The sequence below is a fragment of the Paenibacillus sp. Soil724D2 genome, assembly GCF_001427935.1.
In the GTDB taxonomy this organism is placed as follows: Bacteria; Bacillota; Bacilli; order Paenibacillales; family NBRC-103111; genus Paenibacillus_E.
Window position 1 is genome coordinate 577,414 of sequence record NZ_LMRY01000001.1, and the last position, 14,600, is coordinate 592,013.

General features: G+C 45.8%; 13 protein-coding genes. 2 read left to right on the forward strand and 11 right to left on the reverse strand.

Annotated features, from left to right (window positions below; all coding sequences use genetic code 11):
* Positions 1-44 precede the first annotated feature (44 nt).
* Positions 45-1,079 (forward strand): Na/Pi cotransporter family protein, encoded by a 1,035-nt coding sequence (locus tag ASG85_RS02720; RefSeq protein ID WP_060645295.1) that lies wholly within the window; start codon positions 45-47, stop codon positions 1,077-1,079.
* Here the strand turns inward: ASG85_RS02720 and deoC are convergent.
* The 5 genes from deoC to prmA form a co-directional block, all read right to left on the reverse strand.
* A complete protein-coding gene (deoC, locus tag ASG85_RS02725; RefSeq protein WP_057303124.1) occupies positions 1,042-1,725 on the reverse strand; it encodes a deoxyribose-phosphate aldolase in 684 nt (227 codons plus the stop codon). The genes ASG85_RS02720 and deoC overlap by 38 nt on opposite strands.
* A 134-nt stretch (positions 1,726-1,859) precedes the next feature.
* Positions 1,860-3,200 (reverse strand): tRNA (N(6)-L-threonylcarbamoyladenosine(37)-C(2))-methylthiotransferase MtaB, encoded by a 1,341-nt coding sequence (mtaB, locus tag ASG85_RS02730; protein WP_057303125.1) that lies wholly within the window; start codon positions 3,198-3,200, stop codon positions 1,860-1,862.
* 5 nt (positions 3,201-3,205) lie between these two features.
* On the reverse strand, positions 3,206-3,973 hold the full coding sequence (locus ASG85_RS02735) for a 16S rRNA (uracil(1498)-N(3))-methyltransferase (RefSeq protein ID WP_060645296.1): 768 nt from the start codon (positions 3,971-3,973) through the stop codon (positions 3,206-3,208).
* Positions 3,974-4,081: 108 nt separating this feature from the next.
* A complete protein-coding gene (locus ASG85_RS02740) occupies positions 4,082-4,753 on the reverse strand; it encodes a site-2 protease family protein (RefSeq protein WP_057303127.1) in 672 nt (223 codons plus the stop codon).
* 10 nt (positions 4,754-4,763) lie between these two features.
* Positions 4,764-5,738 carry a 50S ribosomal protein L11 methyltransferase gene (prmA, locus tag ASG85_RS02745; protein WP_060645297.1) on the reverse strand — a complete coding sequence of 325 codons (975 nt, stop codon included), beginning with the start codon at positions 5,736-5,738 and terminating at the stop codon, positions 4,764-4,766.
* 237 nt (positions 5,739-5,975) lie between these two features.
* Here prmA and ASG85_RS02750 point away from each other — a divergent pair, with 237 nt between their 5' ends.
* Positions 5,976-6,782, forward strand: a complete 807-nt coding sequence (locus tag ASG85_RS02750; protein ID WP_060645298.1) for a glycerophosphodiester phosphodiesterase — start codon at positions 5,976-5,978, stop codon at positions 6,780-6,782.
* 69 nt (positions 6,783-6,851) lie between these two features.
* Here the strand turns inward: ASG85_RS02750 and ASG85_RS02755 are convergent, their stop codons facing one another.
* The 6 genes from ASG85_RS02755 to dnaK all read right to left on the reverse strand — a co-directional run bounded on the left by ASG85_RS02755 (position 6,852) and on the right by dnaK (position 14,577).
* Entirely contained in the window at positions 6,852-7,223 is a 372-nt protein-coding gene (locus ASG85_RS02755; protein WP_057303130.1) for a hypothetical protein, read from the reverse strand.
* Positions 7,223-7,378: a YfhD family protein gene (locus ASG85_RS36755; protein WP_082562148.1), complete on the reverse strand. Its 156-nt coding sequence runs from the start codon at positions 7,376-7,378 to the stop codon at positions 7,223-7,225. Before ASG85_RS36755 ends, ASG85_RS02755 begins: the two co-directional genes overlap by 1 nt.
* Before the next feature lie 84 nt (positions 7,379-7,462).
* Positions 7,463-8,878: a multicopper oxidase domain-containing protein gene (locus ASG85_RS02760; protein WP_060645299.1), complete on the reverse strand. Its 1,416-nt coding sequence runs from the start codon at positions 8,876-8,878 to the stop codon at positions 7,463-7,465.
* A gap of 81 nt (positions 8,879-8,959) precedes the next feature.
* Positions 8,960-11,110, reverse strand: a complete 2,151-nt coding sequence (locus tag ASG85_RS02765; protein ID WP_235550057.1) for an alkaline phosphatase PhoX — start codon at positions 11,108-11,110, stop codon at positions 8,960-8,962.
* A gap of 227 nt (positions 11,111-11,337) precedes the next feature.
* Complete coding sequence (dnaJ, locus tag ASG85_RS02770) at positions 11,338-12,453, reverse strand: molecular chaperone DnaJ (RefSeq protein ID WP_060645300.1); 1,116 nt, start codon at positions 12,451-12,453, stop codon at positions 11,338-11,340.
* 282 nt (positions 12,454-12,735) lie between these two features.
* The gene (dnaK, locus tag ASG85_RS02775; protein WP_060645301.1) at positions 12,736-14,577 is read right to left on the reverse strand and encodes a molecular chaperone DnaK; all 1,842 of its coding nucleotides are present in this window, start codon (positions 14,575-14,577) and stop codon (positions 12,736-12,738) included.
* Positions 14,578-14,600: the final 23 nt, after the last annotated feature.

Below are 14,600 nucleotides of genomic sequence, written 5' to 3' on the forward strand. Positions count from 1 at the left end.
TGGTTGAAAAATGATTAGCACGCTCGCGAAGGAGATCTGCTGCAATGATAACTACTACCATCGTACTGCCTGTATTAACAGGCTTAGCTCTATTTCTGTTCGGTATGAAGCTGATGGAAACCGCGCTTCAGCGGTGGGCAGGCCCCCGCCTCCAGCTGTGGCTGGAGCGGTTTACCCGCACGCCGGTACGCGGCCTCGCCACCGGCACTGTACTCACGGCGGCGCTCCAAAGCAGCACCGCCATTACCGTAATCGCCATCGGCCTCGTCGGCGCTGGCGTACTAACCTTCCCGAGAACGCTCGGCGTCATTCTCGGGACGAACATCGGCACGTGCCTCACCACCGAGCTGATCGGGCTCAGCCTCGGAGGCATCGACGTGCCGATGCTGCTCGCGAGCGCCGCCGTCTGGCTGGCGAGCTGGTTCGCCGGGCCGCTGCCGCAGGGCAGGGCCCCTGCTGCTACCGCCGCGCATTCGCAGGCGGCGACAACCGGCTCGCCCGCCACCATCGGCGGACGCAGCTGGCTGCGCAGCGTCCGCTACGGCTCGCTTGCGGTCAGCGGCTTCTCTCTCGTGCTGCTCGGCATCGAGATCATGCAAACCATCGGGCCTGCCCTGCAGTCCCGAGGTCTGTTCGCCTGGTTCGTGCTCCAGGCGCAGCATAGTCTGCTGTGGGGCGTCATCGCCGGCGCCGCGGTCACCGCGCTTGTCCACAGCAGCGCAGCCGTCATTGCGATGGCGATGGGCCTCGCAGCCGTTCAAGGCATTCCCGTCGAGCTTGGCGTAGCGATTACAATCGGTGCCAATGTCGGCACCTGTGTGACCGCACTGATCGCCGGGATGAGCAGTTCCCGCGCCGGGCGATACGTCGCCTGGTCGCATATCCTCCTCAATGTCGGAGGCGCAGTCCTATTCTATCCCTTCATCCATCAGCTCGTGAGCCTTTCAGCTCTTCTTGCGAACGATGCTTCCGAGCAAATCGCCCGTTCCCAAACGATATTCAATATCGTATGTTCCTTGCTCGCCTTGCCGCTATGCTATCTTAATATGTGGAAGCGTCTTGAGTTCCGCTCACAATAGCAACACCTGAGCTTGTCCCTAATCTTGTAGCCCCTGCTTCAATCATAGCAATCGCAGTTTGCAAGTCTCTAACGCCACCTGATGCTTTCACACCAATCGTGTCGGATACGTTTTGGCGCATTAAACGAACGTCTTCCACCGTAGCCCCGCCCGGACCAAAGCCAGTAGATGTTTTAACAAAATGAGCGCCAGCTTCTTCAGAAAGTCGGCAAGCTGCTGCTTTTTGCTCATCATTTAGGAAACCCGTTTCCATAATTACTTTAACAATCGCTTTGCCTTTTACAGCGTCCACAACTTGTTTAATGTCCGAACGAACAGCGTCATATTGCCCTTCAAGCAATAAACCGATCGGCAATACAGTGTCAATTTCAGCAGCCCCATTTTCTACAGCCTTAGCCGCTTCAAATGCTTTCACTTCACTCAAGCTTGCGCCAAGCGGGAAGCCAACAACAGCAGCAACCTTTACACCCGTTCCTTCTAGTGCTTTACTTGCTGTTCCAACAAACTGGGAGTTTACACAAACACTAAAAAATTGATGCTTCGCAGCTTCCTCACACAATTTGTGGATCGCGGCTGTGCTCGCATCTTGCTTTAATAACGTATGGTCAATGTATTTTGCAATTTCCTTAGCGCTCAAAGTACTCATTTGATGCACCTCATCGTTTTTATTTTTGATACCATTCCCTATTTAAACCCTTTAATGAGAAAACCTCTAGCGTAGTCATTCAAGATGAGCAACTACGTTTAGAGGTAGGTTTTAATAGCCTTAAGAGAAACGAATTACAAATTCACAACATTAGCCGCTTCTAAAACACGAACCAACTGTCCCTTACTTTCATTAACTCCGGCTTCCGTTACCTTAACGCGGCAAACTTGGCCAATCATGTCTTCGGAGCCTTGGAACACAAGCTGCACATAATTATCGGAATAACCCATGTACAATCCGCTGTCAGGAGCGCCTTTGTAAGCACGTTCCGGAATGACTTCAAGCACTTCACCAACAAATTTCTGCGCATAAGCAAGCTGCATTTTCTCGGAAAGATCGATGAGCTCGTGTACGCGGGCATTTTTGATTTCCTCATCCACTTGATCTTCCATTCTCGCAGCAGGAGTACCTGTCCGTTTGGAGTAAGGGAATACGTGCATCTCAGAGAACTTCATTTGCTCCATAAATTTGTAGCCGTCACGGAACATTTCTTCGGTTTCACCTGGGAAACCAACAATGACATCCGTCGTAATCGCGACATCTGGCATGATTTCATGAAGACGTTCGATTTTACGAGCGAATTCCGCTGTTGTATATTTTCTGCGCATCCGTGCGAGAACTTGATCATCGCCAGCTTGCAGCGGGATATGCAGATGACGGCACATTTTGTCCGAAGACTTCAGAACTTCAATGACTTCATCTGTAATTTGGCTAGCTTCGATTGAGGAGATACGAATTCGTTTCAATCCTTCAACCTTGTCCAAATCCCAAAGCAGCTTCGCTAAGCTGTAGTCCTCAATATCTTCACCATATCCACCAGTGTGAATACCCGTCAATACGATTTCTTGATAACCTGCAGCCACAAGCTGCTCAGCTTGTGCAATAACGCTTTGCGGTTCACGGCTGCGCATCAAACCGCGTGACCACGGAATAATGCAGAAGGTGCAGAAGTTATTGCAGCCTTCTTGGATTTTAAGAAAAGCTCTTGTCCGATCGGCAAAATCAGGCACATCAAGTTCCTCGAACTGACGTGTTTTCATAATGTTGCGCACGGCATTGATCGGCTGACGATCTTGCTCAAATTGTTTCACAAGCGGAATAATTTTCTCCCGATCCTGTGTTCCGATCACCATATCCACACCTGGAATAGCCATAATTTCTGCGGGTGAAGTCTGCGCGTAACAACCAGTTACGGCAACAATCGCCTCGGGATTACGACGAATCGCACGACGAATCATTTGGCGGCTCTTCTTATCCCCTGTATTCGTAACGGTACATGTATTAATGACATACACATCTGCCGTATTCTCGAAATCAACCTGTTCGTAACCCTCATTTTTGAATAGCTGCCAAATGGCCTCTGTATCATAGAAATTTACTTTACAACCTAATGTATGAAACGCTACCGTTGCCATAACGCTTATCCTCCCATCTCTCCGGTTTCATAGAAAAGGCACGTAAGACCTACCATTGCGGCAGTCTCCGTGCGTAAAATGCGCGCACCCAGTGATACGGAAGCGAAACCAGCCTCTTCGGCCTGCTTAATTTCCTGTTCCGTAAAACCACCTTCAGGGCCAACCGCAATCAGCACTTGTTTCCCTGGTCCCAATTTACCGGCAGCTTGCGCTTCCTGAATAGCAGGCTTTAATTGCTGACCATCTTCCTTCTCATAACAAATCCAAGCGACATCCGCTTCCTTCGCACGTTGCAGCAGCTGCTTCCAGGAATAAACAGATTCTACTTGCGGCACACGATTCCGATGAGCCTGCTCCGCCGCTTCTTTGGCGATCTTCTGCCAACGTTCGGTGCGCTTTGCTTCTTTTTTTGCATCGTACTGTACAATCGTGCGCTCTGATAAAAAAGGAAGAAACCGGGCTGCCCCGATCTCGGTCCCTTTTTGAATAATGAGTTCCATCTTATCGCCTTTAGGCAAGCTCTGTGCAATCCACACCCGAACAGCCGCTTCAGCATCCATAGGCAGCTCTTCCACGATTTCCGCGGTCGCATGCCCTTTATCCAGCTCCGAAATGCGAGCGAGCACTTCACGGTCTACGCCATTACTGCATATAATCTTATCTCCAATATCTGCTCGCATGACTCGAATCAGATGATGTGCGTCGTCTCCCTCAATGGTGACTGTATGTGTAGCTTCGTGAAACTGTCCAGGCGGGAGAAAATAACGCTGCATAGTCTAAGCCTCTCTATCTTCGTTCATTTCGTTATTGAAGTGAAACTTCCACTCACCATCATACCTTTTTTGGTCGTGGAAATCTACAATGGGTTGAATTTGGAATGCTTACATCCCCAAGATCCAAGCAATCGGCGTTGAGAAAATACGGATGATGTCATTCCCCAAACTTAAGTAAGGATCTAAAGTCACTTGTCTTAAAGGTCTTACAAATACAACTAGCAAGAAAATGACCGATGCCCATTGTTCAAACTTCTGCAGCGACTCCGTGTATCTCAGATCCACTAAATCTTGAATAATTCGATAACCATCTAATGGCGGAATTGGTATTAAATTGAATAGGAACAAGGTTAGATTCGTATTGATCATTAATTTCAAGAAGATAAGGATCGCGCTTGCGCTCCCCTTAGACATACCTTCTAACCAACCGTATTTCTGGAATAAAGCAAATACAAATAAACTGATAAAGGCAAGAATCAAGTTGCTTAGAGGCCCTGCTGCGGTCACAATGATCCCCATCAAGCGTGGGCTTTTAAAATTCCCGCGGTTCACAGGAACAGGCTTCGCCCAACCAAAGCCAGCAATCAACAGCATAATCGTACCGAACAGATCAAGATGAACCATTGGATTTAAAGAAACTCTGCCGAATTGATAAGCCGTAGAGTCTCCTAATTTATAGGCGCTATACGCATGAGCAAATTCATGAATGGTAAAAGAAAGAACGAGGACTAGAATAACAAACGGCAATGTACTCCAGTCATAAAACAATAATCCTCCCATGTATGGACACCTACAGCTTTCTAGCTACAATCACAACCCAATTCGAATCATAGTTTTTCTCTACGATCGTAAATTTGGCTGCAATTAGTGCTTTTTCGACATCAGCTTCTTTGTTTGTAATAATCCCTGAGGTGATATAGTAACCACCCTGCTGCAAGACTTCATACACATCATCTACGAAAAGAACAATGACTTCAGCCAAAATATTTGCAACAACCAACTGTACAGGAATCGAAACACCCAGATTCGCAGCGCCTTCGGTCTCGCTTTCTTTCAGTACTCCAAGTAAATCACTAAGTTTGACAGTAATCTTATCTTCGAGCTGATTCTGTTTTGTATTATCAAGCGCACTCGTCACAGCTACCGGATCCAAGTCAACTGCTAGCACATGTTTCGCGCCAAGCTTTGCAGCAGCGATGGATAGAATACCGGAACCCGTTCCAACATCAATGACATCGTCCCCAGGCTGGAGCACCTTCTCCAGAGTTTTCAAACAAAGAGACGTTGTCGCATGCGTACCTGTACCGAAAGCCATCCCCGGATCAAGCTCCAAGATCAATTCATCAGGCGAAGCCGTATACTCTTCCCATGTTGGTTTAATCGTCAAACGGTCAGACACACGAATAGGTTTAAAATATTGCTTCCAAGCATGCGCCCAATCCTCATCGTCTACTTCTACTAATTCAAATGTTGGATTTCCAGTGTCAATATCGAACTCTTTAAGCTGCTCGACAGATTCCTTCAGGTTAGCCATGATCGGCTCCATATCAGTGCCATGATAGAAGTAGCCTTTAATAACGGCTCTTCCTTCTGGGATATCGTTAAAAGGTGTTTCGTACAATTGACCAAACGAGGTATCTCTCTCTTTGTTTAAGGTCCCTGATTCTTCAATGGAAACGCCCCCGGCGCCCAGTTCATGAACAAAGTTCGTAATCATTTCTATTGCTTCTTCTGTCGTATGTACAGTTAATTCCTGCCAAAGCATCGGTATTGCTCCTCCTGTCGGTTATCACTTACAAATAAACCAAGCCGTAATCGGCTGTTTGGGCTATTTTCACATTGATTATTGTACTACACTTCGCTTCTTGGGTAAAATGGCGCCCAACATGTAAGCGCTCTAAAATATTTTATTTCCTAACAACTTCCTAATACCTTCATGATAAATTGAGAATGTAGACAGCATCAAGTCAGCCATAATTCATACGTAGAACGGAGTTTTCCTATGCTCAAAACACTTTTTTTGTTTATTGTTATCCTCGCGCTTGCGCTGACAGCTCCATTCACTACAACTACATTACTTGCTGACAACTATAGCCAGATCACCGCTCACCGAGGCAGTTCCGCTGCTGCGCCCGAGAATACTCTAAGTGCGTTCCGCCAAGCGATCTCAGACAAAGCGGGTTATGCTGAACTTGACGTCCAAGAAACTTCCGACGGAGTCGTCATGGTTATGCACGATGACAATGCCCTCCGTACAACCGGAATTAATAAAAACATGTGGGAAGTCACCTCGTCGATGCTAATAGAGGCAAGCGCGGGAAGTTGGTTAAGCTCGGAATTCCAGAATGAGCGCGTGCCAACACTGGATGAAGTCATAGGATTAGCCAAAGGCCATTTAAAGCTAAATATAGAAATGAAAAATAACGGCCACGGTAAGCTGCTCGCAGAAAAAACAGTCGATCTTATTCAATCACACGGTTTCGAGAAGGAATGCACGGTGACTTCATTTGATGACAAGCTGCTTCATACCGTGAAAAAGCTTAATCCCCAGATCAAGACTGGCCTTATCGTGGGGCAAAAAACGGAAACCATTGAAACCATCATGGAGAATTCTGATTTCGATGTTATTTCTGCAGCCTATCCCCTCGTAACTGAATCATTCATGAAGCTTGCCGTGACACATCAGAAGGAAGTCTATGTATGGACGGTCAATCAACCGGCGATCATGAAGCAGATGCTTGCACTCGGTGTCTCCAGCATTATAACGGATCATCCAGACCAACTTGTTGAAATCATGAGTGGGCCATAAGCACTTTCCTATATAAAAAAAGCATCTGTTCATAAAGGCATTAGCCTTTTGATCAGATGCTTTTTATGCTTACATAGTTCCGCCAGCGCTTTGAATGACACGTACAGCCTGCTCATAGATAGAATCGTCGATGACGACAGCTAACACAGTGTCAATTCCCGTTACACCGCCGCCTCCGCCGTCACTCAAACCGCTTGCCGCTGGGTCGGCTGCAATCAAGATACCTTCATCCGGCGTAGACACATCCGCGGCCTGGGTTAACCTCCCCAAGCTGCCGAAATCGCCTGCATAAGGATTCATCACGGATTGGTACCCGCTGCCTGCATATTTGCCAAATCGATCTACCTGAACGTCAATCGCACGCAGTGCTTTCAGCTTGGAAGCTGCTCCCTCTGCTTGCTCCGGTGAATGAAAATAGGCGAGAATATTTTTCTCAGCCATTACTGTTCTTCCTGTCTGTAATCCGCCGATTGCGCTCTCTCAGCCGCCTCGAAATCATCGGCATCAGCTACTTCTGCCGCAAACTCAACATCCTCGTTTTTGACGATAGGAAGCTGGTTGGCACTTTGCTGCTTCTGCTTTTTGTTCTCACTCATGTTTGAACCTCCCTGAATCGGTATAAGTAAACCAATTTTATTGTCCCAAAGAGATTCATTTTTATGCAATGAAAGACTTATCTATTATTCCGTCACTTTGAGAATTGTAATTAAACCACCCATTTCGCCATTCGCCATTTCACCGGCATTCATCGTGTGGTCCAAAATATGACAATGGAACATCCAACTACCTATGGTATCGGCGGTCAATGCAATATCATAGGTCTCACCCGGGCCTATAAGCACAGTATTCATCGTTTGTGGTTCCTTAACAGGATGACCATCCTTCGCAATCACTTTAAAATCCATGCCGTGAAGATGCATCGTATGAACCTCCATCGTATCAATATTGGCCATACGGATACGGACTGTTTCTCCTTTTTTCACTATAATTGACGGTGTATCGGGATAGCTTCGACCATTAATCGTGTAATAGTCCTGATCTTCCTCATCCGAAGTGTTAACGTGGAAACCGCTAAGCATCATCGTATAATCATGGTCGTATTTGGTTTCCGATGAGCTGCTCTTAGGGTCAATAATAAATGCGCCATAAAGACCGTTACCTATCTGCTTCATATCATCATAGTGGGAATGGTACATGAAAGTCCCTGGATGACTTGCAACAAATTCATATGTATAGTTATCTCCTACTTGTACGGTTTCCTGTGTTAAGCCTGGAACACCGTCCATCCCATTTGGAAGATGCAGACCATGCCAGTGTATAGCCGTCGGCTCAGGTAGTTTGTTGTCCAGCTTAATCCGAACACGATCACCTTCTGTAACTCGTATGACTGGACCAGGTGCTTGGCCATTAAACATCCATGCGTTTGTGACAACCCCTTTGACTGGCGACCATGGGCCGATTTCAGCCGTCAAATGAAATTCCTTCGCACCGTCTGCCGCAATCACGGGCACCATTCCAATCCCATGAAATGCGTTATCAACTTGCTCTTGTTCTTTTTCAAACTGTGCCGTCGCAGATGAAATGATCTGTACCTTACTCAGCGCCTTATTCCACTTGACTTGAACATGGAAGGCTTTCTCAATGGTATCAGACGAAACGAGCAAAGAGCCATTCATTCGGATAGGATCCATATCTGCCTGATACAGTACACCATCCAGGACGATTGGCGTTGGATGCATCATCATATTACCCATATCACCCATAGATTGATGTTCTTGATGGGCCGAGTGGTCCATGGAATTCGAATTATTTTCAGGATAAAATGCGCTATTGATTAGTACGGCTTGATGCTCGGCATCCCATCGAACCTCTGACCCCAGAATTTCTCCAATGCTGCGCAGCGGAAGCATCAGTTCGGACATATCACTGCTGATCATCGCGCTTCCTTCCACCATCCTGCCATCAACCATTACTTTTACAGAACCTTCTCCATCTTCCTCATGCATTTCACCGCCATGTGCAGAAGAAAGTATAGGGGAGACCTGCACCATCAATGCAAATAATGCTGCTAAGAGACCCATTTTTTTCATTGACATGATAGAATTTACCTCCTAATAAAATGAAGAGACCATGGGTGCAATGCACACCACAATGATCTCCTCCAAGATTTGTTAAAATTAATGAGTCAAGAAACTGTTCAAAACAGAAGTAGACATCATCGTTTTTTCGTTCTCAATGCGCGCTGCGTACGGCAATTGAACCGATTGACCATCAACAATAGCCGAAGTATCGTTAATTTTCACTACCAGGGAATGACTGCCTTTGATCACTGTAACGCTACGATCCGCTTCATTCCATTTTACCGTTGCGCCGTTAGCCTCCGCCATATCACGAAGAGCAGATAGCGATTTATCCGTCGACATCCACTCCAGCATTTGACCTGAAGTCGGGATTCCACTAACATAGCCAACTACCCCAGCACGCTTATTGTCATAAGTTTTATTAATAACTGCATCAACTTGGCCTTTCAACGGTTCCGGCAAAATCATTTCATCTCCGGGATGCTGCATATTGCTCATGACATAGCTGAAGCCATTCAAGTTATCTACCACTTGCAGCCCAGTAGCTTCTCCACCAGCTGGAATGGAAAGAATACGAGAAAGCTTTTTCGTATCTACGTTATAAGCCCAAGTGAAGTTATTCGCATGCATGCCGCTGTCTTCGCCAATAAACAAAGTTCTTAGCTCATCTGAGTAAGACAGATTATCAGGGTTCGCAACTAGATCCTCAACGGCCGTATTGCCTTTGTTATCAGCTTTTGCCAAGTCTTGACCAACAATTAGCCCCTTCATCATAGAAGGAACGTAGTCACTGTTGATTGGCTGCTTGCTGCGATCTATTTGTCCCCCTTTCATATCAAGCTCATAAGTTACGCCAGCTCTGATTTTTTTGACTTGGATATCGTCTGTAGGATCAGCAGCCTTCGTATCTTTTTCCATGGATTTCTCAACATAAGACATCGCTACATAAACTTTATTATCCTTGGCGTTAACTGCAACGCCTTCCATTTTGTTGAACTCAGCTGTCGCTCCGACAACTGCTCCATATCGACGAGACTCAAGGAAAGCAGCTGCCTTCTCCATACCCGGCTTCACTTTCAGCCATTCCACTTTACCGCTTGGATACGATTTGATTTTTGTAAATCCTGCTGTATCTTTGTCTGCTGTTTCGAAAATATCGCTAAATTTCAAACCTTTGTCTACATAACTTTTTACTTCAGCATCCGTCGCATGACCAAGCGGAATCCATTGAAGATTTGCGGATCCACCATTCTCGTCACTTGTTTGGATCCATTTAGCAGTATACAGCGTTCCAGCAGACAGGTCTTTCGCTTTGTCCGCAACATAGAGGAACAACATCGTATTTCCACCATCATCACCGAAGAAGACGGTTTTCATGTCAGGTGCAACACGGCCAAGTTCGTGTGAGAAACGACCCATACTATAATGCTTTACTACAGTAGATGTGTTATCTGCAAGGACAGTAACTTCAGGAATATAACCGTTAGCATAAGGATTTCCTACTTTTTTATCATCTTGATAGAACGATCTAACAAATGAATTTACATATGTTTGTGTAGGATCCGCTTCAAAAGCACGTGCATCGGCTTCATACTCTTCACTGCTTAAATGCGTATTCCAAGGTGTTAAAGAACCGTTACATGGAATCCACAAACCGTCTACCCCACTAAAATCCACTTTTTTCAAATCAATAGCCGCGAGTTCACCCGTTGTTTTATTTTGATCTAACGTAGTTAGTGACATCGACGCAGGAACCATTCCATAAGCTGACTTTCCAGCATTATTTAAAGTTATATATTCATAGTGAGTAATCAAAGAGAGTGGGTTGCCGCCTTTTGCCGTCGCCTTTGCGCCATCCACTTTAAATAAGGAGTTGGAATCCGGTGCATCGGAGACAAATGGAGTTGGGCTGTTAGGGACACTTGTGTCCATGATCGGCTTTCCATTCTTATCTTGAGATACACCAGCAACGGTGCCATTAATGGATTCATCCGTTTTAAACAGTGTTTTATACGTTAAAGGGAACGATTTAACCGTACCATCTGTATATGTAACTTGAACAGAAGAGCCAGAATACATTTTCGCCATATCTTGCGGGGTAGTTGGTGCAGCCATTCCAATGAACTCAACTGATTTCACTTTGACCTCGTTAGCCGCGTAAGCCATATTCGGAAGAACACTAGGAGCTAAAAGAGCAAGTCCTAAAACTGGCATTAACATTTTGCGGGATTTAAATTGATTTTTCAAAGTAATCTACCTCTTCCTATTAAAATAATTCTATTCATTAAAAGTTTACAAGTCTTTTGTAAAGGGACTATAGGATAAATTGGCGTTTTGTGTAAAATTGATGTGTTTTTTTTGTAAAGCCCCCATTTAACAAAACAAAAAAAACACTCCGTTTCATAGAGCTAGACTAAAACCAACTTTAGTCTATATCTAAAAACGAAGTGTTTTTATCCCATTTATGACTCTCTTTAATCGCCTAAGAAGGCTCTTTTCATACGCTCGAAAATGGACTGATTCTGCTCAGACGTATTTTCGCCGCTTTGTTTACCGAATTGACGGAGCAAATCCTTTTGTTCTTCGCTCAGATTCGTCGGCGTCATCACGATCACTTTCACGTGCTGATCTCCTTGACCGAAGCCGCGAAGGTGAGGAACCCCTTTACCTTTTAAGCGGAAGTACGTATCAGTTTGGGTACCAGCAGGAATTTTGAGCTTAACCTTCTCAGTAAGCGTTGGAATCTCGATCTCATCACCTAATGCTGCCTGCATGAACGTTAATGGAACTTCACAATAGACGTCATTGCCTTCACGTTCGAAGAATTCATGTGTTTTCACACGAATAACGACATAAAGGTCGCCCGCAGGGCCCCCGCGAGTTCCGCCTTCACCTTCGCCGGAGACACGCAATTGCGCGCCATCATCAACACCAGCAGGAATCTTGATGTGGATGGTACGCTGTTTTTTCACTTTACCAGCGCCATGACACGTTCCGCATTTTTCTTTGATGATCTTCCCTTGGCCATTACAAACCGTACATACGCGACGGTTAACAATACGGCCAAACGCTGTATTCTGTACCACTTCCTGCTGCCCGCTGCCTTGACAACCGCCGCAAGTTTCTGGCTTCGTACCTGGCTTTGCACCGGATCCGTTACACGTATCACAATTCTCAGTTCGAGGAATATGGATATCGGTTTCTTTCCCGAAAATCGCTTCTTTGAACTCAATCGTCATTGTGTATTGCAAATCGTTCCCGCGCTGCGGAGCATTCGGGTTACGACGATTTCCACCGCCGCCACCGCCAAAGAACATATCAAAAATATCCCCAAAGCCGCCGCTGAAGTCTTGGCCGCCCATACCTTGGTTAGGATCTACATGACCAAAGCGATCATATTGGGCTTTTTTCTGATCATCGCTCAAAACATCATAAGCGTCTTTCGCTTCTTTGAATTTATCTTCCGCATCTGCAGCTTTGTTCACGTCAGGGTGATACTGACGTGCCATTTTACGGTAAGCCTTCTTAATATCATCTTGCGATGCATCTTTGCCTAGCCCTAGCACCTCATAATAATCACGTTTACTCATTGTTCCACTCCCATGTTCAAGACTACAAACGGAAAGTCAAAGCCACGGAGTACCTCCGGGTGGCTTTGACTATTCGTTGATTAATAAAATACAGGTTTAAAAATTGGCTTTCAGAACCGAGAAGATTGGACGAAAATCGGTGAAGGAGGAACGGAGCGTAGGCAAACCTACGTGAGTACCGGACTTCCCGATTTTCGTTCAATATTCGATGCCGTGATACTTCATGTAAAAACATCGTTATCAAAGTCAACTTTTTAAACTTCATATTTAATTAGGATATGATTATTTTTTTGGTTCGTCAACAACCTCGTAGTCCGCGTCGACAACATTTTCTCTGCCTTTAGGGGCTTCGCCAGCACCAGCATCGCCGTCTCCAGTACCTTGTGCTTGAGCAGCTTGCTCATACAGCTTGACGGAAAGCTGTTGAATAACTTCTGTCAACTCTTCTGTTGCTTTTTTGATCGCTTCGAGTTCGTTACCAGCTAGAGCAGCTGTCACCTTCTCTTTAGCAGCGTTCGCTTTGTCGATCTCGCCTTGGTCTACTTTATCGCCAAGATCTTTGATCGTTTTGTCAACGGAATATACGAGTTGATCCGCTTCGTTGCGAGCTTCTACAAGCTCTTTACGGATACGGTCTTCCTCAGCATGAGCTTCCGCATCTTTCACCATTTGTTCAACTTCTGCATCGCTTAGGCCGCTAGAAGAAGTGATCGTGATTTTTTGGCTTTTGCCAGTTCCTTTGTCAAGTGCAGACACGTTAACGATACCGTTCGCATCGATATCGAAGCTTACTTCGATTTGTGGAACGCCACGCGGAGCTGGAGGAATATCACCAAGCATGAAACGGCCTAGTGTTTTGTTCCCGCTAGCCATCGAACGCTCACCTTGAAGAACGTGAATCTCAACGCTAGTTTGGTTATCTGCATAAGTGGAGTACACTTGTGATTTTGTTGTAGGAATCGTTGTATTGCGGTCAATCATTTTCGTAAACACGCCGCCCGCTGTTTCGATACCAAGGGATAGTGGTGTTACGTCAAGAAGAACAACGTCTTTCACTTCACCAGTCAATACGCCCGCTTGAACAGCTGCGCCAAGGGCAACAACTTCATCCGGGTTAACGCCTTTATGAGGCTCTTTACCAGTCAATTTTTTGATCGCTTCAACAACCGCTGGGATACGTGTGGATCCACCAACAAGAACAACTTTATCGATTTGGCTTGTGGACAAACCGGAATCCTGCAGTGCTTGACGAGTTGGTCCAAGTGTTCTTTCAACAAGGCTAGCGGAAAGTTCTTCGAACTTCGCACGAGTTAGGTTCAATTCCAAATGCTGAGGAACGCCGTCAGCTACTGTAATGAACGGCAGGGAAACAGTCGTTGTCAGAACGCCGGAAAGCTCTTTTTTCGCTTTTTCAGCTGCATCTTTCAAACGTTGTACCGCTGCTTTATCTTTAGAAAGGTCGATGCCTTGCTCTTTTTTGAATTCAGCTACGAGGTAATCGATGATGACTTGGTCGAAGTCGTCGCCGCCAAGCTTGTTGTCTCCGCTTGTTGCTTTAACTTCAAAGAAACCATCGCCTAATTCAAGGATGGATACGTCAAATGTACCGCCACCAAGGTCATAAACGAGAATTGTTTGATCTTCTGTTTTTTCCAAACCGTAAGCAAGTGCTGCTGCAGTTGGTTCATTGACGATACGAAGAACTTCAAGACCAGCAATTTTACCAGCATCTTTAGTTGCTTGACGTTGGCTGTCATTGAAATAAGCAGGGACCGTAATTACGGCTTGAGTTACTGTTTGACCAAGGTAAGCTTCAGCATCAGCTTTTAGCTTTTGCAGAATGATTGCTGAGATTTCTTGTGGCGTGTAATCTTTGCCATCGATGTGTTCTTTGTGGTTAGTACCAATGTGACGCTTGATAGAGCTAATTGTTTTGTCTGGGTTTGTGATTGCTTGACGTTTTGCTGTTTCACCAACAACGCGCTCGCCATCTTTCTTGAAACCAACTACTGAAGGGGTTGTACGGTTACCCTCCGGGTTAGGGATTACGACGGCTTCGCCGCCTTCCATTACGGCAACGCAAGAATTTGTTGTACCTAAGTCAATACCAATTACTTTACTCATGTAAAGCTGCCTCCTTTTGCTCC

What these genes read in the sequence shown, in the direction of transcription:
- deoC (WP_057303124.1), bottom strand. Translation starts at nt 1,725, where the DNA reads ATGAGTACTTTGAGCGCTAAGGAAATTGCAAAATACATTGACCATACG.
- ASG85_RS02735 (WP_060645296.1), bottom strand. Translation starts at nt 3,973, where the DNA reads ATGCAGCGTTATTTTCTCCCGCCTGGACAGTTTCACGAAGCTACACAT.
- prmA (WP_060645297.1), bottom strand. Translation starts at nt 5,738, where the DNA reads ATGCTTTGGCAGGAATTAACTGTACATACGACAGAAGAAGCAATAGAA.
- ASG85_RS02720 (WP_060645295.1), top strand. Translation starts at nt 45, where the DNA reads ATGATAACTACTACCATCGTACTGCCTGTATTAACAGGCTTAGCTCTA.
- dnaK (WP_060645301.1), bottom strand. Translation starts at nt 14,577, where the DNA reads ATGAGTAAAGTAATTGGTATTGACTTAGGTACAACAAATTCTTGCGTT.
- ASG85_RS02740 (WP_057303127.1), bottom strand. Translation starts at nt 4,753, where the DNA reads ATGGGAGGATTATTGTTTTATGACTGGAGTACATTGCCGTTTGTTATT.
- ASG85_RS02750 (WP_060645298.1), top strand. Translation starts at nt 5,976, where the DNA reads ATGCTCAAAACACTTTTTTTGTTTATTGTTATCCTCGCGCTTGCGCTG.
- ASG85_RS02755 (WP_057303130.1), bottom strand. Translation starts at nt 7,223, where the DNA reads ATGGCTGAGAAAAATATTCTCGCCTATTTTCATTCACCGGAGCAAGCA.
- mtaB (WP_057303125.1), bottom strand. Translation starts at nt 3,200, where the DNA reads ATGGCAACGGTAGCGTTTCATACATTAGGTTGTAAAGTAAATTTCTAT.
- ASG85_RS02760 (WP_060645299.1), bottom strand. Translation starts at nt 8,878, where the DNA reads ATGTCAATGAAAAAAATGGGTCTCTTAGCAGCATTATTTGCATTGATG.
- dnaJ (WP_060645300.1), bottom strand. Translation starts at nt 12,453, where the DNA reads ATGAGTAAACGTGATTATTATGAGGTGCTAGGGCTAGGCAAAGATGCA.
- ASG85_RS36755 (WP_082562148.1), bottom strand. Translation starts at nt 7,378, where the DNA reads ATGAGTGAGAACAAAAAGCAGAAGCAGCAAAGTGCCAACCAGCTTCCT.